Source organism: Mesorhizobium sp. ISC11 (assembly GCF_037162595.1).
Lineage (GTDB): Bacteria > Pseudomonadota > Alphaproteobacteria > Rhizobiales > Rhizobiaceae > Mesorhizobium > Mesorhizobium ciceri.
On record NZ_JAVSPW010000001.1, the window covers coordinates 977,277 to 997,313 of the forward strand.

At 63.9% G+C, this 20,037-nt stretch carries 14 protein-coding genes; 4 read left to right on the forward strand and 10 right to left on the reverse strand.

All coding sequences use genetic code 11. From position 1 onward, the window contains the following. Nucleotides 1-7: 7 nt before the first annotated feature. Genes RPF88_RS04940 through RPF88_RS04960 form a run of 5 tightly spaced genes read right to left on the reverse strand, consistent with a single transcriptional unit; the run spans nt 8 to nt 7,592 of the window. Entirely contained in the window at nt 8-2,458 is a 2,451-nt protein-coding gene (locus RPF88_RS04940; protein ID WP_337121831.1) for a GcvT family protein, read from the reverse strand. Further along, nucleotides 2,455-3,636 (reverse strand): pyridoxal phosphate-dependent aminotransferase, encoded by a 1,182-nt coding sequence (locus RPF88_RS04945; RefSeq protein WP_063172401.1) that lies wholly within the window; start codon nt 3,634-3,636, stop codon nt 2,455-2,457. The genes RPF88_RS04940 and RPF88_RS04945 overlap by 4 nt, the downstream gene beginning before the upstream one ends. Next, complete coding sequence (locus RPF88_RS04950; RefSeq protein WP_337121832.1) at nt 3,629-4,534, reverse strand: homocysteine S-methyltransferase family protein; 906 nt, start codon at nt 4,532-4,534, stop codon at nt 3,629-3,631. The genes RPF88_RS04945 and RPF88_RS04950 overlap by 8 nt, the downstream gene beginning before the upstream one ends. Continuing rightward, a complete protein-coding gene (locus RPF88_RS04955) occupies nt 4,531-6,984 on the reverse strand; it encodes a GcvT family protein (RefSeq protein ID WP_337121833.1) in 2,454 nt (817 codons plus the stop codon). The genes RPF88_RS04950 and RPF88_RS04955 overlap by 4 nt, the downstream gene beginning before the upstream one ends. 20 nt (nt 6,985-7,004) lie before the next feature. Continuing rightward, nucleotides 7,005-7,592 carry a helix-turn-helix domain-containing protein gene (locus tag RPF88_RS04960; RefSeq protein ID WP_263485021.1) on the reverse strand — a complete coding sequence of 196 codons (588 nt, stop codon included), beginning with the start codon at nt 7,590-7,592 and terminating at the stop codon, nt 7,005-7,007. A gap of 180 nt (nt 7,593-7,772) precedes the next feature. Here RPF88_RS04960 and RPF88_RS04965 point away from each other — a divergent pair, with 180 nt between their 5' ends. Further along, a complete protein-coding gene (locus tag RPF88_RS04965; RefSeq protein WP_063170259.1) occupies nt 7,773-8,477 on the forward strand; it encodes a nitroreductase in 705 nt (234 codons plus the stop codon). A gap of 11 nt (nt 8,478-8,488) precedes the next feature. Here RPF88_RS04965 and RPF88_RS04970 read toward each other — a convergent pair whose 3' ends face one another. The 5 genes from RPF88_RS04970 to RPF88_RS04990 all read right to left on the reverse strand — a co-directional run bounded on the left by RPF88_RS04970 (nt 8,489) and on the right by RPF88_RS04990 (nt 15,248). Continuing rightward, nucleotides 8,489-9,931 (reverse strand): MFS transporter, encoded by a 1,443-nt coding sequence (locus tag RPF88_RS04970; protein ID WP_027160524.1) that lies wholly within the window; start codon nt 9,929-9,931, stop codon nt 8,489-8,491. Nucleotides 9,932-10,104: 173 nt separating this feature from the next. Further along, entirely contained in the window at nt 10,105-10,692 is a 588-nt protein-coding gene (locus RPF88_RS04975) for a sarcosine oxidase subunit gamma (protein ID WP_337121835.1), read from the reverse strand. Continuing rightward, nucleotides 10,685-13,678: a sarcosine oxidase subunit alpha gene (locus tag RPF88_RS04980; protein ID WP_337121837.1), complete on the reverse strand. Its 2,994-nt coding sequence runs from the start codon at nt 13,676-13,678 to the stop codon at nt 10,685-10,687. Before RPF88_RS04980 ends, RPF88_RS04975 begins: the two co-directional genes overlap by 8 nt. Then, nucleotides 13,675-13,971, reverse strand: a complete 297-nt coding sequence (locus tag RPF88_RS04985; protein WP_027160522.1) for a sarcosine oxidase subunit delta — start codon at nt 13,969-13,971, stop codon at nt 13,675-13,677. Before RPF88_RS04985 ends, RPF88_RS04980 begins: the two co-directional genes overlap by 4 nt. Before the next feature lie 17 nt (nt 13,972-13,988). Further along, nucleotides 13,989-15,248, reverse strand: coding sequence for a sarcosine oxidase subunit beta (locus tag RPF88_RS04990; RefSeq protein WP_337121838.1), 1,260 nt, complete (start codon nt 15,246-15,248; stop codon nt 13,989-13,991). A gap of 240 nt (nt 15,249-15,488) precedes the next feature. On the opposite strand from RPF88_RS04990, the gene RPF88_RS04995 reads away from it, so the two are divergent. The 3 genes from RPF88_RS04995 to RPF88_RS05005 all read left to right on the forward strand — a co-directional run bounded on the left by RPF88_RS04995 (nt 15,489) and on the right by RPF88_RS05005 (nt 20,035). Continuing rightward, nucleotides 15,489-17,975: a mechanosensitive ion channel family protein gene (locus RPF88_RS04995; RefSeq protein WP_027160520.1), complete on the forward strand. Its 2,487-nt coding sequence runs from the start codon at nt 15,489-15,491 to the stop codon at nt 17,973-17,975. A 156-nt stretch (nt 17,976-18,131) separates the two neighbouring features. Beyond that, a complete protein-coding gene (locus RPF88_RS05000) occupies nt 18,132-18,395 on the forward strand; it encodes a hypothetical protein (RefSeq protein ID WP_023812335.1) in 264 nt (87 codons plus the stop codon). A gap of 206 nt (nt 18,396-18,601) precedes the next feature. Next, nucleotides 18,602-20,035 carry a UbiA family prenyltransferase gene (locus tag RPF88_RS05005; protein WP_337121840.1) on the forward strand — a complete coding sequence of 478 codons (1,434 nt, stop codon included), beginning with the start codon at nt 18,602-18,604 and terminating at the stop codon, nt 20,033-20,035. Nucleotides 20,036-20,037: the final 2 nt, after the last annotated feature.

Genomic DNA, 20,037 nt, shown 5'->3' on the forward strand with positions numbered 1-20,037 from the left:
GAAGGCACTACATCCTCGTCCGCTCCGATTTCGGATCGTACATCGGCTTCAGCGAGGCTTCCGCCGCAAAACGCTCGCCGGCGATTTCGATCTCATAGGACGACGCCAGCACATCCGCCTCGCTCTCGCCCTCGCAAGGCACATAGCCCAGCCCGACGGCGCCGCCGAGGTGATGGCCGTAATTGCCAGACGTTATCGGACCAACGATCTTACCGTCGCGCAGGATCGCCTCGTTGTGGAAGAGCAGGGGTTCCGGATCCTTCAGCCGGAACTGTACGAGCCGGCGTGACAGGCCGGCTTCCTTCTTGCGCAGCACCGCGTCACGGCCGATGAAGTCGCCCTTGGCGGTCTTCACCGCGAAGCCGAGGCCGGCTTCCAGCACATTGTCCTCGTCCGTGATGTCATGGCCGAAATGCCGGAACGCTTTTTCGATGCGGCAGGAATCCAGCGTGTGCAGGCCGCAGAGTTTCAGGCCGACATCCACACCTGCCTCCTCGACCACCTCGAAGACATGGGCCGCCTGGTCGGTCGAGACATAGAGCTCCCAGCCGAGTTCGCCGACATAGGTGACGCGGTGGGCGCGGGCCAGGCCCATGCCGATTTCGATTTCCTGGAACGTGCCGAACGGATTTTTCTCATTGGAGAAATCGTTCGGGCTGACCTTCTGGATCAGCTTTCTCGCGTCCGGGCCCATCAGGCAGAGCACGCTTTCGGCCGCCGTTACGTCGGTGACGACGACGAACTCGTCGGCGACGTGCTTGCGCAGCCAAGCCAGATCGCGCTGCAGCGTGGCGCCTGGGACGACGAGAAAGAACGCCGTCTCGGACAACCGCGAGACCGTCAGGTCACTCTCGATGCCGCCGCGCTGGTTGAGCATCTGGGTGTAGACGATCTTGCCCGGCGCGACATCCATGTCGTTGGCGCATAGTCTTTGCAGGAAAGCACAGGCGTCGCGGCCCTCGACACGGATCTTGCCGAACGAGGTCATGTCGAACAGGCCGACGCCATTCCTGACCGCAAGGTGTTCCTCGCGCTGGTTGTCGAACCAGTTCTGGCGCTTCCAGGAATAGCGGTATTCGCGCTCCTGGCCCTCGCGGGCGAACCAGTTGGCGCGCTCCCAGCCGGCGACTTCGCCGAAGACAGCGCCGCGCGCCTTCAGATGCTCGTGCAGCGGCGAGCGCCTGACATTGCGCGACGTCGCCATCTGACGATAGGGGAAATGGTCGGCATAGAGCAGGCCAAGCGTTTCGGAGACGCGCTCCTTGAGGTAGCGGCGGTTCTTCTGGAACGGCTGGGCGCGGCGGATGTCTACTTCCCACAGGTCGAAGGGGGCTTCGCCGTCATTGATCCACTGCGCCAGCGCCATGCCGGCGCCACCGGAGGAGACGATGCCGATCGAATTGTAGCCGGTCGCCATCCAGTAGCCGGACAGTTCCGGCGCCTCGCCGAGATAGTAGCGGTCGTCAGGCGTAAAACTCTCGGGACCATTGAAGAAGGTGTGGATGCCGGCGGTCGCCAGCATCGGCATGCGGTTGACGCCCATTTCGAGGATCGGCTCGAAATGCTCCATATCCTCCGGCAGTTGGTCGAAGCAGAAATCTTCACGGATGCCGTCCATGCCCCAGGGCTTTGCCACCGGCTCGAAGGCGCCCAGCATCATCTTGCCGGCGTCCTCCTTGTAGTAGGCACACTCGTCGGGCACACGCAGCACCGGCAGGCGGGTGAGGCCGGGGATCGGCTCGGTGACGAGGTAAAAATGCTCGCAGGCGTGCAGCGGGATGGCGACGCCGTTCTGCGCTCCCAGTTCGCGCGCCCACATGCCGGCGCAGTTGACGACGATGTCGGCCTCGATCGTGCCTTGCTCTTCGCCTTGTGTCCAGGACACGCCCGTGACGCGGCCGGCCTTGCTGTGGACCTTGGTGACCTTGACGTTCTCGACGATGGTCGCACCGCGCTGGCGCGCGCCCTTGGCCAGTGCCATGGCGATGTTGGCGGGGTCGCACTGGCCGTCGAGCGGCAGATGCACGGCGCCGACGACATCGGAAACATTGAGATGCGGGTACATCTCGCTGACTTCCCTTGGCGAAATCTCGCGCACGTCGACATCGAAGGCACGCGCCAGCGACGCTTGCCTGTAGATCTCGTGCTTGCGCTCCTCGGTCAGCGCCACGGTGATCGAACCGACCTGGCGCATGCCGGTGCCGACCTCGGTCTCTGCTTCCAGCTTGACGTAGAGGTCGGCGGAATATTTCGCCAGCCGCGTCATGTTCTGCGAACCGCGCAGCTGGCCGATCAGGCCGGCAGCATGCCATGTCGTGCCCGACGTCAGCTGCTTGCGTTCGAGAAGCACGATGTCGGTCCAGCCAAGCTTGGCCAGGTGATAGGCGACCGAACAGCCGGAAACGCCGCCGCCGATGATGACCGCTCTTGCTTTGGCGGGAACTGCCTTGACGGTCATGCTGCCTCGCGACGGTAGCTGGAAGCAAAGCGGCGCAGACGAAGTGCAGCTTCCTGCAGCACCGGTTCGGGTTGGCAGAGGCTGATGCGAATGTGGCCGGCGGCCGCCTCGCCGAAGCTGGAGCCGGGCATCACGCCAACCTTTTCCTTGTCGAGCAGGGCCCAGGCGAATTTCTCGTCGTCCGGCTCGACGGCCGAGATGTCGAGCATGACATACATGCCGCCCTCCGAACCGCGCACGGTGACATCGTTCATGCCCCGCACGGCGTCGAGCAAGACGGTGCGGCGTGCCGCGTAGCGTTCGGCGATCTCCTTGACGCCGTAACGGTTCTCCAGCGCCTCGGAACAAGCGATCGAGATGAAGGCCGGCAGGCCGTAGGTCGTCACCAGATTGAGATTGATCATGAGCGTGATCATCTGCTCCGGTCCCGTCAGCCAGCCCATGCGCCAGCCGGTCATGCCGTGGCTCTTGGACATCGAATTGATGACCAGCGTGCGCTCGGCCATTCCTGGCAGCGAGCGCGGCGAGACGTGCTCGCCGCCGCCGAGCGTCCAGTAGACTTCGTCCGACAGCAGCCAGAGGTCGTGCTCCCGGCAGACTTCTGCCAATTGTTCCAGCCGCTCGCGCGAATAGACCGCACCGGTCGGATTGTTCGGCGTGTTGATCAGGATGGCGCGCGTGTTCGGCCGGATTGCCGCGCGGATCATGTCGGCTCGCGGCTGGAAGCCATCCTCGGCCGGTGTCTCGACGACGGTGAAATCAGCGCCAGCGGCGCTGAACGTGTTGGGATAGGTGGCATAATAGGGCGCCACGACGATGGCGTGATCGCCTTGGTCGAGCACGCCCTGCACGGCCGCGTAGAGTGCGGCCTGGCCGCCCGGCGTGGCGATCACCTGATCCGGCGATGTCTCGACGCCGGTGCAGGCGCTCGAGGCCGCGGCCATCGCCTTGCGCAGGCGCGGCAAGCCGGGAAGCGGGGTGTAATGATGATTGCTGCCGCGAACCGCGGTCACACAGGCTTCGATGGTCTGCGAAGGCGTGTCGAAATCATGGTCGCCAACCGACAGCATGATGATGTCTTCGCCGGCCTCCTTGCGCGTCCAGGCGGCGAAATGGACTTCCCAGCCGTCCTTGCCCGAAGGCACGATGCCGGAAATGCGCGATGATGGTCTAGGCATGCAAAACTCCCGAAATTTCGTAGCCGGCCTGTTCGAGCCGGTCGCGCAGGGCGGCGATGTGCGGTGGTCCGACTTCGCAGCAGCCGCCAACGATGCTTGCGCCAGCCTCCACCCAGCCGATCGCCTGGTCGGCATAGGCATCCGGGCCAAGGTCGTGACGAGCGTGCAGTACATCGACGGTGCCGCCGTGCTTAAGTGCTTCGGTTGACGTGAAGCCATTGGCATATGCGCCGACCGGGCCGCCGAGGTCGATCAGTTCAGGCAAAGCCGCGGCGATTGCTTCCGGCCGGCAGCAATTGACCAGCCGCGCTGCGACTGCCAGGCCGTCGAGCGCGCTTGCCGCGGTGGCAATGGCTTCGCCGCTGCGCAGGCGCGGCTTGCCGTGGTCAGCCAGCGTCCACGATACCCATACCGGCTTGCCGCTTTCCGATGCAGCGGTGACCGCTGCGCGGGCTTCGTCCGCCGACGCCATGGTTTCACACAGGAACAGGTCGACGCCATCGGCCTGCTCGGCAACGATGCGGCGGTAAATATCGAGCGTCTCCTCGAAGGAAATGGTCAGTGCCGGTGCATAGCTGCCGAAAAGCGGCGACAGGCAACCGGCGATGGATGCATCGCCGGCCTCGTCGCGGGCCTGCCTGGCCAATTCGATGCCGCGCTTCTGCAATGGCTTGAAGAGGTCTTCCGCACCTTCGCGCGCCAGGCGTTCGGGTGTCGCAGAATAGGTGTTGATGGTGATGACACGTGCGCCGGCACGGATGAATTCCGTGTGCAGGTCGCGCACCAGATCCGGTTCGTCGATCAGCACCCTGGCCGACCATAGCGGCGTCGGCTCGGATTGGCTGCGGCGGACCAGTTCCTGGCCCATGCCGCCATCGGTGAGGATGATTTTCTTCATGCGCGCAGCCTTTCGTTCTTCGGATCCCACAGCGGTTCATCCTTCTGCACGATTGCCTGAAAGCGGTCACCGAAGATTTCGACCTCGACTGATGTACCTGGTTCGGCCAGGTCGGCGCGCAGCATGCCGAGCGCGATCGACTTGTCGATGCGATGGCCCCAGCCGCCGGACGTCGTCTCGCCGACGATCTTGCCGTCATGCCAGAGTGTAGAAACTGACGGAGCGTCGCAATCGCCGGGGTTTTCCACCACCAGCGTAACGAAGCGCTTCTTCACGCCTTGCTGCTTTTCGTTCAGCAGTGCCGCCTTGCCACGGAAGTCGGGCTTGTCCCATTTGACGAAGCGTTCGAGCCCGCCCTGCAGGATCGAATAGTCGGTCGACAGATCGCCTTTCCAGGTGCGGTAGCCTTTCTCAAGCCGGAGCGAATCCAGCGCGTACATGCCGAAAGGCTTCAGCCCGTGCTGCTGGCCTGCGGCGCAGACGGCATCGAAGATGGCGGCGGTGTCGTCGATCCTGGTGTGGATTTCCCAGCCGAGTTCGCCGGCGAAGGAGACGCGCACGAGTTTGGCCCAGCGGCCGGCGATCTTCGTCTCCTGATGCGTCAGCCATGGCAGAGTGAGGTCGGCTTCGCAGACATCGGCGAGGATTTTTCGCGAGTTCGGGCCTGCCAGGATCTGGGTCGAGAATTCCTCGGTCCGGTCGATCAGCTTGAACGGTGCGTCCTTGGGCATGCGCGACTTCAGCCATTCGAAATCATGCCACTGCGCGACCGCCGCGGTGATCAGCGTCATCAGGTTCTCGTCGTGACGCACGACGGACATTTCAGTGACGATGCGGCCCTTGTCGTCGGCGAAATAGACGAGACCGATGCGGCCTGGCTTCGGCACCAGTCCGGTGACCTGCAGGCTCAGCCATTCGGCGGCACCTGGACCATCGAGATTGAAGCGCGAGAACCCAGGCAGGTCCAAAATGCCGGCAGCGTCACGCACGGCCAGGCATTCTTCGCGCACACGATGCTGCCATGGCCCGTCGCGGCGGAAGGTCAGCGTGGCTTCCTCGGAAATGTCATCGCCGTCCTGCGCGTACCAGGTGGCGCGCTCCCAGCCATTATAGGCATCGAAGCGGCCACCGAGCGCCTTGATGCGATCGTGGATCGGCGACAGCTTGCGGTCGCGGCCTTCCGGCCAGGCATGGCGCGGGAACTGGATGGCGTATTCGTTGCCGTAGATCTCCATGCCCTTGGCGACGCAATAGTCCGGCGCCGCGGCATAGGAAGTGAAGCGGCGCGGGTCGCACGACCACATGTCCCATTCGGTCCGGCCCTCGGTCACCCATTCGGCCAGCACCTTGCCGGCGCCGCCACCCTGGGCGATGCCGAAGGTGAAGACGCAGGCCTCGAAGGCATTGGGAACGCCAGGCATCGGGCCGATCAGCGGATTGCCGTCCGGCGTGTAGGGGATCGGCCCGTTGATCACCTTGGACAGGCCGGCCGTGCCAAGGATCGGCACGCGGGCGACGGCGTCGGCCAGATAATGTTCCAGCCGGTCGAGATCGTCGGGGAACAGCTGGAAGGAAAAGTCCTCCGGCATCGGGTCATTGTGGCTGGCCCAATGCGCGCGGCAATTGCGCTCATAGGGGCCGAGATTCATGCCGTTCTTCTCCTGGCGCAGGTAGTAGGAGGTGTCGACGTCGCGCAGCAGCGGCAGCTTCTTGCCTTGTTCCTTCGACCATGCCGCGAGTTCGGGGATCTCCTCGAACAGGATGTACTGATGGCTCATCACCATCATCGGCACGTCGCGGCCGAACATCCGGCCGACTTCGGCGGCGCGGTAGCCGGCGGCATTGACGACGATCTCGCAGCGGATCTCGCCCTGTGCCGTCTCGACCACCCACTCGTCGTTCTCGCGGCGCACGCCTGTGACCGGGCAGAAGCGGATGATCTTCGCGCCCATGTCGCGCGCACCCTTGGCCAGCGCCTGGGTGAGTTGCGCCGGATCGATGTCGCCGTCGCTCGGGTCGTAGAGCGCGCCTTTCAGCTCATGCGTCTCGATGAAGGGATAGCGACGCTGGATCTCGTCGACACCGACAATGTCTATGTCCATACCCTGGTAGAGGCCCATGCCCTTGGCGCGCTGGAATTCCTGCATGCGCTCGAGCGAGTGGGCAAGGCGAAGCGAGCCGGTGACGTGATAGTTCATGGGGTAGTCGACCGCGTCGGCCAGCCCGCGATAAAGCTCGGTCGAATAGCGCTGCATGTTCATCAGCGACCAGGACGAGGAGAAGGTCGGCACGTTGCCGGCGGCATGCCAGGTCGAGCCGGAGGTCAGCTCGTTCTTCTCGAGCAGCACGCAGTCGGTCCAGCCCGCCTTGGCGAGATGATAGAGCGCGGAGGTGCCGACGGCGCCGCCTCCGATGATCACCACGCGCGCCGTGCTCGGCAAACCCGCCATGTTCTTCTCCAAACTTGAACTCAATAGACGGGTGGTGAAACCACCCAGATGACAATTGCCGGCTCGGCACCCGGATTGCGCCAGCGGTAGGGCTTGCCTTCGAAGCGAAAGGAGTCGCCCTCGCCAAGCCGATGCCAGACACCTCCGATCTCGATGTCGAACAGTCCGGACGCGACGTATCCGGCTTCCTCGGTCGGCCGCTGCGCCTCGGCCTTCAGTTCCGCGCCCGGCGCGAAGACCGAACGCACCATCTCGAAGCTACCGCCGAGATCGGGCGACAGAAGCTCCTCCACCAGGCCGGATTCGCTTGTGCCAAGCGTGCGGCGCCTGCCGGCGCGCACGACCACGCCGCGCTCGCTTTCGACAGGTACGTCATGGCTGAAGAACAGGCTGATCGGCACGCCGAACAGTTCGGCGAAGGCTCTGAGGTCACCGAGCGACGGCGTCGACAGGCCACGCTCGACCTGGCTGACCCAGCCGACCGAACGGCCTAGCTTCAGGCCGATCTCGGCGAGCGTCAGCCCGCGCGCCTTGCGCAGGGCCCTGATGTCGCCGGCCAGCACGCGTTCGTCAGGTCCCTGCAATGTTCTTGCGGTAGTCGAAGGCAAAACGCTCTCTTTATGAAAAATCACCGGCAAATTTCATGAGAAATCAAACTCATGAAAAAATCAAGCAGATTTTCACGGATGCACAAGATTTGCTTGCGCGATTTTGACGGTTCATGCAAAGGCTCCGCCGAGAGCGGCGAGTGGGGACGTCCGATCGAGACAAAGGGTAAGGGACGGCCCATGCTGGAAAATAACCCCCGAATCGAGGGCGATGCCGAGATTGTCGACGAGGCGATCCTGTCGCGCCGTTCGGTGCGCGCATTCCTGCCCGACATGGTCGAAGACGACACCATCCGCGCCATTCTGGCGGTTGCGGCGCGCGCCCCATCCGGCACCAACATGCAGCCATGGAAGGTCTATGTCACCAAGGGCGAGAGCAAGCAGCGGATATCGGACGCCATTCTCAATTCCGGCATTCGCGCCGAAAAAGCCGATTGGGACGAGTACCGGTATTATCCCACGCAGTTCTTCGAGCCGTACCTGACGCGACGTCGCGCCAACGGTTTCGGCCTCTATGGCGCGCTCGGCATCGGTCGCCGCGAGGTCGACAAGATGCGCGCCCAGCACGACCGCAACTTCGTCTTCTTCGACGCGCCGGTCGGCATGATCTTCACCATCGATCGCCGCCTCAACCAGGGCTCATGGATCGACTACGGCATGTTCCTGCAGAACATCATGGTGGCGGCGCGGGGCAGGGGTTTGCATACCTGCCCGCAAGCGGCGTTCGCGCCCTATCACCGGCAGATCAGGCCGGTGCTCGACATTCCCGACGAAGAGATCGTCGTCTGCGGCATGGCGCTTGGTTATGAAGATACGTCAAAACCTGAAAACGCCTTCCGCACCGACCGCGTGCCGCTGCAAGAGTGGGTGACGTTCAGCGAATAAGCCAGCCAGCCTCATTCCGTGTTCATCTGGGCACCGTGGCCGCTGACATGGGCGCCGTCTTGCGGCGTCAGCTTGAGATAGGCGAGCAGCGCGCAGAGCGTGATGACGCCCTCGATCACGAACAGGATGCGGAAATCGTCGGCGACGGCGGGGCCGCCGCCCGCCAGAAACGACAATGCCGCGGCGGCGAGGCCGACGCTGATCGCCACCGCCAGCTGCCATAATATGTAATAGAGCGCGCTGAAACGGGCGAGCTGCTCGGGCGCGATGTCGGAATAGGCGAGGTTGCCGGTCGAGGCCCATTGCGCGGAGCGGAAGACGCCGAAGACGAAGATGTAAGTGAGCACGATCCACACCGGCGTCGTCGCCTGCATCAGCGCGAAGCCGGCAACCAGGGCGGCGACGATGGGCGTGTTGTAGACCAGCACGCGGCGAAAGCCGAAACGGTTGAGGACACGCGGCATGAAGAACCGCATGGCCACCGAGCCGACCGCGGCGACGAAGGTCAGCGATCCCGCCTGCACCGCGCTCATGCCGAAGCCGAGCTGGAACATCAGCGGCAGCAGGAAGACGACCGAGCTAAGGCCGATCGTGTCCAGCCCGCCGCCGGTGAGGAACGAAATGCGGAAGGTACGGATGCGCAACAGCTTGAGATCGAGCAGCGGATTGCGCACGCGCAGGCAGTAGAACGAGGCGATGGTCAGGATGACGAGCGCCAGCGCCAGTTCGCCGGCGATGATGCCGCCCGCGGCGTCCTTGGCGGCAAGCGAATCCATGCCGAAGACCAGCAGGACCATGCCGCTGCCGACCAGCAGGAAGCCCGGAAAATCGAACGGCGTGCGCACGGGCTTGGTCATCGTCGGAAACAGCGAGGCGGCAAGAATTGCCGCCGCCAGCGCGAACGGCACGTTGATGAAGAAGATCCAGCGCCAGGAAATGTAGGTGGTCAGCGCACCGCCGACGAGCGGACCGACCAGCGGGCCGGACTGGCCGGCCAGCGAGATGTACATGTTGATCTTGAGCGTTCGGCTGCGCGGAAAAGTCGACAGGATGACGACCTGGCCGAGTGTGCCCATCAAGGCGCCGCCGAAGCCTTGCAACGCACGCGCACCAACCAGCGTCCAGATGTTGTCGGACAGCCCGCAAAGCGCCGACGAGGCGGCGAACACCAGCAAGGCAAAGCAGTAGACGTTGCGCAGGCCGAAGCGGTCGGCAGCCCAGCCGCCAAGCGGCATCGAGATGATCAGGCTGGCGACATAGACGGTGATCAGCAGGCCGAGCTGGCTGGGCGGACGGCCGAGGCTTTCGCTGATGCCCGGCAGCGCGGTCACCACGACATTCTGGTCGAGGCTGGTCATGAACACGCCGCAGGCGACCGTCAGCGGCAGCAGGAGCAAGGCTCTGGCCGGCACATCGGCGCGGTCCGTGGCGCCGGCGGATAGTTCTGCGGTCATGGAGATGTTCGAACCAAACGAATGTGCCGACTCTTGAAGAAGGGATTTCATATCCCTGGGCGGGTTGGGCGGCCGCGTTTTCGCACCATGGGCGCCTGCGGCCTGATTCTCTAGCGGCAGAAACGGCTGGCGTTGATGCCAGAAGCAGGAGCGATGCGACCGTTCGGCGCCGCCTATTGCACCTCGTAGCCGACTTCCTCGCTGGCGTGGCAGAGCGCCTTCCAGAACGAGCGTGCAAACGAGCGGAAGACATAGATGTCGAACTGGTCGGCGCCGGTGCGCTGGATCTGGGCGAAGACGTCGTGATGAGCGGTCGAGCGGCCGGCACCATTGGGAAAGGCCGGCAGCGAAAAGTCGATGGCGAAGAATTTCGCCAGCACCCATTCGGCCTTCGGCCCGGCAATGCGGATGGCGGTGCGGCCGTGCGAGAGATCGGTCGCCGTGCCGATGGCCGAGGTCACCACCTTGGCAAAGGCAGCGGCCAGCCCTTCGGCCTCGTCGGCAACGGTGAACTTCCCCGGCGCGAAGCCGAACACTGACTTGACCCCGTCGCTCACTCCGCCGCCGGCGCCATCGGGAAGCGCCAGCCCGGTGACGGTGCGGATGGCTGCGATCAGCCTCTTCTCCTCGCCGGGCCAGGCGGCGAGTTGCACGATCGAGCCCGGCCTCGTCTCGGTCAGGATGATCTCGACGCCATGCTCGAAATTGCCGTGCGAGCCGACGTGAAATTCCGGCTCAAGCGGGGATTGGTGCTCAACCATGCATGCGGCTCCCGTCCGGATCGAAGAAGTGGTTGGAGACGATCTCGACCGGTCCGAACCGGTTGCGCAAGGGATCGGAGACGTGGGCGCGCGTGCCGTGCCGTGCCTTGCCGCCCTCGATCAGCGCCAGCGCGATATGTCTGCCGAGCGCCGGCGAATAGCAGCAGGCGGTGATATGGCCGATGGAGTCGTGCGGATTGGCTTCGTCAACCTCCTCGACGATGTGGGCGCCACCGTTGAGCGGCCGGTTATCGAGGGCGATCAGGCCGACCAGTTCGAGGCGGTCCGATGCGATCAAGCCTTCGCGGTCCATCATCGCCGAGCCGATGAACGGCTTCTTCTTCGACAGCATCCAGTCGAGATGCAGGTCGCGCGCCGTGGTGCGGCCGTCGATCTCGGCGCCGGTGACATGGCCCTTTTCGATGCGCATGGTGCCCAATGCCTCAAGACCGTAGGTGACCAGCCCGAACGGCTTGCCGGCTTCGATAAGCGCTTCCCAGACATGGGTGCCATGGCCGGCGCCGGAATAGACCTCGAAGGCCATTTCACCGGAGAAGGACAGCCGGCAGATCATCACCGGCACGCCTGATATTTCGCCGCGCACGATGCCCATGAAGGGCAAGGTGGCGTTGTCGACCGACGTGCCGGTGACACAGGCGGCGAGGATCTGCCTGGCCTTCGGGCCGCCGATCGCGGCACCTGCCCATTCGTCTGTCACCGAGGTGACGTGGACTTTCAGCTCCGGCCAGATCACGTCGAGGAAATATTCCAGATGCTGCATCACCTTGCCGGCGTTGGCCGTGGTGGTGGTCATCAGAAAATCCTGCTCGCCGAGCCGCCAGGTGGTGCCATCATCGAAGGCGAGGCCGTCCTCGCGCAGCATCAGCCCGTAGCGGGCCTTGCCGACGGCCAGCGTCGAAAACATGTTGGTGTAGACGCGGTCGAGGAATGCGGCGGCATCAGGGCCTTGCACCGCGATCTTACCCAGTGTCGAGACATCGACGATGCCGGCGCTTTCGCGCGTCGCCTTGGCTTCGCGCACATAGGCCTGCTCGACCGTTTCGCCTGAAAGCCCATAGATCATCGGCCGGTACCAGAGGCCGGCGGAATACATCGTCGCGCCATTGGCCAGATGCCAGTCATGCATCGGCGTCAATCGTTCTGGCTTCAGGTCGCCAAAACGCTCGGCAGCCAGCGAGCCGATCGACACCGGAGCAAAGGGCGGCCGGAAGCGTGTCGTGCCGACCTCGGGGATCGGCTTGCCCAGCGCCTCGGCCATGATGGCAAGGCCAGGCACGTTGGAGCTCTTGCCCTGGTCGGTCGCCATGCCGAGCGTGGTGTAGCGCTTGAGATGCTCGACCGAGACAAAGCCTTCCCGGTGAGCCAGCCGCACGTCCTCGGCCGTGACGTCGTGCTGGAAATCGACAAAGCTCTTGCCCTTGGCCCTGATCTCGAACACCGGGGCGGGGTCGGGATCGCCAGGCACTGCTTCGACGGTCGGCAGCATGGACGGTGTGCTCTGCCCGCCTGCGGCGGCGAGGCCGGCGGCGCGGCCTTCGGCGATGGCTTCGGCCGTCGAGAAGCTTCCGGTGAAGGCGCCTGCGCCGATCCAGCTCTGTGTCGGCTTTGGCGGCAGGAAAGCCTGCCGCGCGGCGTTCCATTCTGCCTTGGCGCCGGCCTGGCTGGCCAGATGGATGGTCGGCGACCAGCCGCCGGACATCAGCAGGCAATCGGCATGGATACTGCGTGCATCACCGATGAGTGCCCCATTGGCCATGTCGAAGCGCTGCAGCTTGAGGCCGGACAGCGCCTTGCCGCCTTCGGTGGCGACGACGGCATGGCCGGCAAAGATCTCTGCCTCGGCTTCCGCGGCCAGCTTGCGCATCTCCGGCGAAAGTTCCGGCCTGACATCGGCGATGGCGACGACCGCGGCGCCGGCCTTCTTCAAGGCGACAGCCGCCCGATAGGCGCTGTCATTGTTGGTGAACAACGCGATCCGCTCGCCCGGCAGCACGCCGAATTCGTTGGCATAGCGCTCGGCGGCATGCGCCAGCATCACGCCTGGCCGGTCATTGCCGGGGAAGATGAGCGGCCGCTCGAACGCACCAGTGGCCAGGACCACGGATTTGGCGCGGATCGCCCAATAGCGATGGCGCGGCTCGCCCTTGCTGGGGTGCTCCTTGTGGTCGCTGACCCGTTCGAGCGCCGCAAGCGTGTTGTTGTCGTAGTAACCCCACACCGTGGTGCGCGGCAGAAGCCGGACATTGTCGCGGCCTGCGAGCTGGGCGACGGTGCGCCGCGCCCAATCGGCGGCAGGCGCGCCATCGATCGTTTCCTCGGACCAGTTGGCCGAACCGCCGAAATGCGGCTCGAGATCGGCCAGCATGACGCGCGCACCCTGATCGGCGGCGGCCTTGGTGGCCATCAGGCCGGCAGGGCCGGAGCCGACGACCAGCACGTCGCAAAAGGCGTTCATGCGTTCGTAGCGGGCCGGGTCTTTCGCCGATCCGGCACTGCCGAGACCGGCTGCGCGGCGGATGAAGTGTTCGCAGAACATCCAGAAACGCGTGCCCTTGAGCGGGCCGAACACCGGTCCCATGAAGGTCTTGTAGTAGAACCCGGCCGACAGGATCTTGCCGCCGAGCTGGTTGACGGCGTTGATGTCCCAGGCAAGCGAGGGAAAGCGGTTCTGGCTGATGGCAACCAGCCCGTCATGGATCTCAACCATGGTCGCTGGAATGTTGGGCTCGCGAACCTCGCCCTTCAGCACCGTCACCAGCGCGTTGGGTTCCTCGACGCCTGCGGTGAGCAGGCCGCGTGGGCGATGGTATTTGAACGAACGCCCGTACAACGTGACGCCCTTGGCCAGCAGGGCTGACGCCAGCGTGTCGCCGGCATGGCCGGTGTAGGCCGTGCCATCGAAGGTGAAGCGGATGGTTTTCAGCCGGTCGATGCGGCCGCCGGTGTCGGCACGGCGCGGGCTCATGCCTTGTCCTCCGCCTTGCGGCGCGCGGCCGGCCCATGATCGCCCCGCGCAAAGGCAACGCTGGAAATCTCATGCGTCAGCGTGTTGCGCACGACCTTGAGATGCGCGCGGCAGCCGCCGGAATGTTGCCAGATCTCATTGTGGTCGCCGGCCGGATTCAGCCGGTCATAGACATAGGCGTTCCACGCCTCGAAATTCTGCGAGGCGGGGTCGGGACGCTCACGATTGCCGTCACCCTGATAGGTGAACTCGATGACGTCGCGCGGGCCGCAATAGGGGCAAGTGATCAACATTGGACTCTACCTATTGCCTAATGCAGCCGCGGGTTTGCACCCTGGCCCTTGTCGTCGATCACCAGCCCGCGGTGGAAGCGGTCGAGCGTGAAGGGCGCGTTGAGGTCGTGCGGCTGGTCCTTGGCGATGGTCCAGGCGAAGCACCAGCCGGAAGCCGGCGTCGCCTTGAAGCCGCCATAGCACCAGCCGCAGTTGAGATACATGCCGGGCAGGGGGCCGGCGGTGATGATCGGCGAGCCGTCCATCGACATATCGCAAACACCGCCCCAGGAGCGCAGCATGCGCACGCGCGCGAGTCCCGGAAACAACGCCAGCATTTCACTCATCACCTCGTCGACGACAGGCAGATTGCCGCGCTGGGCGTAGCTGTTGTAGCCGTCGATGTCGCCGCCATAGATGAGGCCGCCCTTGTCCGACTGCGACATGTAGAAATGGCCCATGCCGAAGGTGACGACCGTGTCGATGAAGGGCTTCAGCGATTCCGTGACGAAGGCCTGCAGCACATGGCTCTCGATCGGCATCGTCTCGATGCCGGCCATCTGCATGACGCGTCCTGTGCGGCCGGCGACCGCCACGGCCACCTTCCTAGCGCGGATGTCGCCGCGCGAAGTGGTGACGCCTGATATGCGGTCGCCGTCGCGCAGGAAACCGGTGACCTCGCAATTTTCGATGATGTCGACGCCGCGCCTGTCGGCGCCGCGCGCATAGCCCCAGGCCACCGCATCGTGGCGGGCGGTGCCGGCGCGGCGTTGCATCAGGCCGCCGACCACCGGGAAACGCGCGTTGTCGGAGATATCGAGCGCCGGAATCAGGCGTTTGATCTCAGTCTTCGTCATCAGTTCGGCATCGACGCCGAGATGGCGCATGGCGTTGCCGCGCCTTGCATAGTCGTCGAATTGGGCCGGCGTGTGCGCCAGGTTCAGGCAGCCGCGCTGCGAGAACATGACATTGTAGTTGAGCTCGTGCGACAGGTTCTCCCACAGCTTCATCGAGTGTTCGTAGAAGCGGGTGTTGGCAGGCAGCAGATAATTCGAGCGCACGGCCGTGGTGTTGCGGCCGACATTGCCGGAACCGAGCCAGCCCTTTTCCACAACGGCGACATTGGTGATGCCGTGTTCCTTGGCAAGATAATAGGCGGTCGCCAGCCCATGACCGCCGCCACCGATGATGATGACGTCATAGGACGCCTTCGGGTCAGGCTTGCGCCATGCCGGCTTCCAATCCTTGTTTCCCTTGAGCGCGTTCGCGAGCAGCGAAAAGGCCGAGTACTCTGCCATTGATGTCATCCGGTTCGGGCGATGCGGCAGACTATAGAGCAGGCCGCATCCGCAAAGCCAATATTGCGCCATCGCCTTTCGACTGGCCGACGCCCGGGATGGGATCACTCGGCGTGAGTGATCGGTTGGGGCCAATGATCGGATGGGCTCGCGATACGACGGCTTGCCCCATGATAGGGCCGTCTTTATCAAGGACAGGCTTTCAAATTGCCTTTGCCGCCGATGAGTCGCCAACAAATCATGCTTTTCCGATTGCTTCGTCTCATCCTGGTACTCACGCTGGTCGTTTCGGCGCCGCTTTCGTTTGAGGCGATGGCGCAAGCGCTCGGCCAGGGCTCGGCCGGTTTGGTCACCGATCAGCAAAAGGTCATCCAGGATCTAACGGCCAAGACGGACGATCTCGAGAAGAAGATACAGCAGGACGGTGAGGACGATGCCTCACTCGTGGAGATCCGTCTGCAGCTGGAGGACCTGTCGCGGGCGGCACTCACCAGTGCGCTGGTATTCCGCTCGCGGCTCACCGAGATCAACAATCGCATCGAGGTGCTGGGTCCTCCACCGGCGGCGGGCCAGCCGCAGGAGCCCGACATCGTGACGGGCGAGCGTCAGGCGCTTGCATCGGAAAAGGCCGAGATCAACGCGGTCGTTGCCAGCGCACAGAACCTGTCGATCCGCATCAGCGGGCTGATCGACAAGATCGGCAATATGCGCAGCGAGCTGTTCCGCAATCTTTTGACCAAGCGCTACGTGCTGTCGGATGCGCTGAGCCCGCAGGTGTTTTCCGACGCCCGCGACGAGTTCGGCAATCTCTACAAGGCGGTGTCGTCCTGGTTGAGCTTTGCCTTCAAGTTCAAGTTCCAGGCGATCCTGGCGGCAACCTTCGTGGCGCTCGGGCTGGCGCTGGTGCTGCTGGTCGGCGGCAGGCGCCTGTTCGGGCGGGTGTTCGAAGCCGACCCCACCAATGAGGACCCATCCTATCTCAGCCGCCTTTCGGTGGCCTTCTGGTCGACCTTGCTGCCGACGCTGGCGGTTGCCGCCTTTCTTGGATCGACGATTTTCTTTTTCAATTATTACAATGTGTTGCGCGGCGACATTGGGCTCTTCCTCAACGCGCTGGCGACCGTCATCGGCGTGGTGTTCTGCGTCAACCGGCTGACCAATGCGGCGCTGGAACCGCGGCTGCCGAACTGGCGCCTGATCCCGGTCGAAACCGGGCCGGCGCGCTGGCTGGTGCGCCTGGCCACCGCCATGGCCGTGGTCATCAGCGTCAACACCTTCCTATCGGTGATCAACGACAAGATGGGTTCGCCGCTGTCGCTGACCATCGCCCGCAGTTTTGTCGCCACCATCATCGTCGGCATCATCCTGATCCTGATGGCGATGCTGAGGCCGTTCAAGGCGCGCGACGGAAGCTGGCGGCCCTGGCCGGCATGGCTGCGCTACCTGTCGCTGGGCCTTGGCCTATTCACCATCATCGCCGCCTTGCTCGGCTATATCGGCCTTGCGCTGTTCGTTTCGCTGCAGGTCGTCGTCACTGGCACAGCCTTGATCACCGCCTATATCGGCTTCCTGTCAGCGCAGGCGATCGGCGAGGAGGGTGCTTTCGCCAACACCTCCGTCGGGCGCTGGCTGTCGGCCAATTCCAGCTACGAGGATACGGCCCTCGACCAGCTCGGGCTTGTCGTCAGCGTTGCCATCAATGTGATGATCGTGCTGGTGTTCCTGCCGCTGATCCTGCTGATGTGGGGTTTCCAGCCCGGCGATATCCAGGCTTGGGCCTACAAGCTCGCAACCGGGATCAACATCGGCTCGGTGACGATCTCGGTCACCGGCATCCTCTCCGGCATCGTCGTCTTCGTCATAGGCTATTTCCTGACGCGGTGGTTCCAGGGCTGGCTCGACGGCTCGGTCATGGCGCGTGGCAAGGTCGATACCGGCGTGCGCAACTCGATCAGGCTGGCGGTCGGCTATGCCGGCGTCGCGCTGGCGGCACTGGTCGGCATCTCGGCGGCGGGCATCGACCTGTCCAGCCTGGCACTGGTCGCCGGCGCTCTTTCCCTCGGTATCGGCTTTGGCCTGCAGAACGTGGTGTCCAATTTCGTTTCCGGCCTGATCCTTCTGGCCGAGCGGCCGTTCAAGGTGGGCGACTGGATCGTTGCCGGCGACGTCAGCGGCACGGTCAAGAAGATCAGCGTGCGCGCCACCGAGATCGAAACCTTCCAGCGGCAATCGGTGATCCTGCCCAATTCGAACCTGATCAACAACGCCGTCGGCAACTGGACGCACCGCAACAAGCTCGGCCGCGTCGACATCAAGGTCGGCGTCGCCTATGGCAGCGACGTCAAGCAGGTTCATGCCGTCCTGCTGGAGATCGCCCGCAGCCACCCGATGGTGCTGAAGAACCCCGAACCCTTCGTGCTGTTTTCCAATTTCGGCCCTGCCGCCCTGGAATTCGAAATCCGCGTGTTCCTGGCCGACGTGATGAACGGCAACATCGCGCAGAACGATATCCGTTTTGCCGTCCTCGAAAAATTCAGCAGCGAACACATCGAGATCCCCTCGACGCCGCGCGCCGTGGTCGAGGCCCACAAGCCCAAGGCCTGGCCGACGGACGACGACAAGATCGAGGCCGACTTCGCCGAACAGGAGCAGATAAGGGCCGAAGCCGAGGCGGAGAAGAAGCGACTGGTCAAGTCTCGCAAAACCAAGAAGCCGGATCCGGACTAGGCTCGGACTCCGTCGACCTCAATCCTGCCCGGAATCGATTGCGGCATGAATGGGGCATTCAGTTGCGGTTCAGCTTCCATCTCATATAAGCTCCATGCAAAGGCGAAAATGCCTTGCCAAATGCAACAGAGGCGGTGGGAACACCGATATTGCACCATGTGGAAGTCTCTCGTCGCTGCAGTCGCCCTGGTCGCCGCCATCGGCTCGGTCCATGCCGCGAGCGCGGTCAACAAGGACGCCGAGACCCGCACGCTGGTCGTAACGGAGGGCGGCAGCAAGACCGACCTTGCGCTGGCCGGTGGCGAAACGGTTGAGTTCTGCCCGAACGGCTGCTTCGTCACCTTGCCCAATGGCGATCTCGAAGCCCTGACCGGTTCGGAAACCGTCGAGATCTCGGGCGGTGTCGCCCGCATCAAGTAATCTTGGCGTCACGATTGTAGAGGCCGGGCATTTGCCCGGCCTTTTATCGTTTCCGGTAGCGGTTGTTTAACAATGACACCGGAAATACCGCCATGGCAGCCGTCTGCAACCGTGCGTTTTAACGTTCGCTACGCCATCGCCCGCTATACCAGCCTCAAGACGCCGAAAAGCGGCGCGCAACTCTACGCGGGCAGGGCAGGACGGACATGGATGCGCGATCGGACAGGAACGCAATACCGCTTGCGGTCGATCTCGACGGCACGCTGATCGCAACCGACCTGTTGTGGGAAGGGATGTTCATCCTTCTCAAGAAGAACCCGCTCTATATCTTCCTCGTACCGTTCTGGATCGCCGGCGGGCCGGCGCGGCTGAAGCAGGCGATCGCGCAGCGCATCGACATCGATCCGGCATCGCTGCCCTATCGCGAGGTGCTGCTTTGCCGCCTCCGGACCGAGCACGCCGAGGGCCGCAAGATCGTGCTGGCGACCGGTACGCCGCGCAAGTTCGCCGACGCTATCGCGGCCCATCTCGGCATTTTCGACCAGGTGCTGGCCACCGATGGTCTCGCCAATCTCACCTCGGGCAGGAAGCGCGCCTCGCTGATCGCAGCCTATGGCGATGGCGGTTTCGACTACGCCGGCAACAGCCGCCATGACCTCCAGGTCTTCGATGCCGCACGCAACGCGATCGTCGTCGCGCCCGACCGCCATGCCGCGCGCTGGCAGGCGGCACATGGCGCCGAGACGGTGCCGGCGCCGAAGCCGACTTTGCGGACCATCGTCAAGATGCTGCGCGTGCATCAGTGGCTGAAGAATTCGCTGATCGCCGTGCCGATGGTGCTCTCGCATGAATATTTCAACACCGACATGATCTGGGAATGCCTGCTGGCATTCGTCTCGTTCAGCGCGGTGGCATCGGCCATCTACATCCTCAATGATTTCTTCGACCTCGCGCTCGACCGCAAACACCTCACCAAGCGCAACAGGCCGTTCGCCAGCGGTGCGCTGTCGATCCCGTTCGGACTTGGCGCGATCGCAGTGCTTCTGGCGATCGGCATCGGCACCGGGCTGTTCCTGTCGCCCGAATTCATGGCTGTGCTCGGCGGCTACATGGTCGTCACCACCGCCTATTCGCTGTCGTTCAAACGCATGCTGCTGGTCGATGTGCTGACGCTCGCCGGCCTCTACACGATCCGCGTCCTGGCCGGTGCGGCGGCGACCGGCGTCGACGTCTCGTTCTGGCTGCTGGCCTTCTCCATCTTCTTCTTCCTGTCGCTGGCGCTGGTGAAGCGCTTCGTCGAACTGCGCACCACCGCCATTCCGCCCGGCGAGCGCATTGCCGGTCGCGGCTATCGCACCGAAGACCAGGAGATCGTCGCCCAGGCCGGCATGGCCTCGGCCTTCTCCTCGGCGCTGGTGCTGGCGCTCTACATGGACAGTGTCGCGGTGCGGGAACTCTATCCGCATCCATGGCTGATCTGGCCGCTGGCGCCGATCGTGCTCTATCTTACCATGCGCGTCTGGATCCTGGCGCGCCGCAACGAGATGCATGACGATCCGGTCGTCTTCATCATCCGCGACTGGCGCAGCCAGATCGTGGTGCTGATCGGTGCGGTGATGCTGGTCATCGGGGGCTGGTAGGC

Excerpts from the sequence above, each read along its gene's own strand:
- RPF88_RS04990 (WP_337121838.1), bottom strand. The coding sequence starts at position 15,248 with ATGGCAGAGTACTCGGCCTTTTCGCTGCTCGCGAACGCGCTCAAGGGA.
- RPF88_RS04980 (WP_337121837.1), bottom strand. The coding sequence starts at position 13,678 with ATGAGCCCGCGCCGTGCCGACACCGGCGGCCGCATCGACCGGCTGAAA.
- RPF88_RS04985 (WP_027160522.1), bottom strand. The coding sequence starts at position 13,971 with ATGTTGATCACTTGCCCCTATTGCGGCCCGCGCGACGTCATCGAGTTC.
- RPF88_RS04940 (WP_337121831.1), bottom strand. The coding sequence starts at position 2,458 with ATGACCGTCAAGGCAGTTCCCGCCAAAGCAAGAGCGGTCATCATCGGC.
- RPF88_RS04995 (WP_027160520.1), top strand. The coding sequence starts at position 15,489 with ATGCTTTTCCGATTGCTTCGTCTCATCCTGGTACTCACGCTGGTCGTT.
- RPF88_RS04970 (WP_027160524.1), bottom strand. The coding sequence starts at position 9,931 with ATGACCGCAGAACTATCCGCCGGCGCCACGGACCGCGCCGATGTGCCG.
- RPF88_RS04955 (WP_337121833.1), bottom strand. The coding sequence starts at position 6,984 with ATGGCGGGTTTGCCGAGCACGGCGCGCGTGGTGATCATCGGAGGCGGC.
- RPF88_RS04965 (WP_063170259.1), top strand. The coding sequence starts at position 7,773 with ATGCTGGAAAATAACCCCCGAATCGAGGGCGATGCCGAGATTGTCGAC.
- RPF88_RS04950 (WP_337121832.1), bottom strand. The coding sequence starts at position 4,534 with ATGAAGAAAATCATCCTCACCGATGGCGGCATGGGCCAGGAACTGGTC.
- RPF88_RS04975 (WP_337121835.1), bottom strand. The coding sequence starts at position 10,692 with ATGGTTGAGCACCAATCCCCGCTTGAGCCGGAATTTCACGTCGGCTCG.
- RPF88_RS05000 (WP_023812335.1), top strand. The coding sequence starts at position 18,132 with ATGTGGAAGTCTCTCGTCGCTGCAGTCGCCCTGGTCGCCGCCATCGGC.
- RPF88_RS05005 (WP_337121840.1), top strand. The coding sequence starts at position 18,602 with ATGGATGCGCGATCGGACAGGAACGCAATACCGCTTGCGGTCGATCTC.
- RPF88_RS04945 (WP_063172401.1), bottom strand. The coding sequence starts at position 3,636 with ATGCCTAGACCATCATCGCGCATTTCCGGCATCGTGCCTTCGGGCAAG.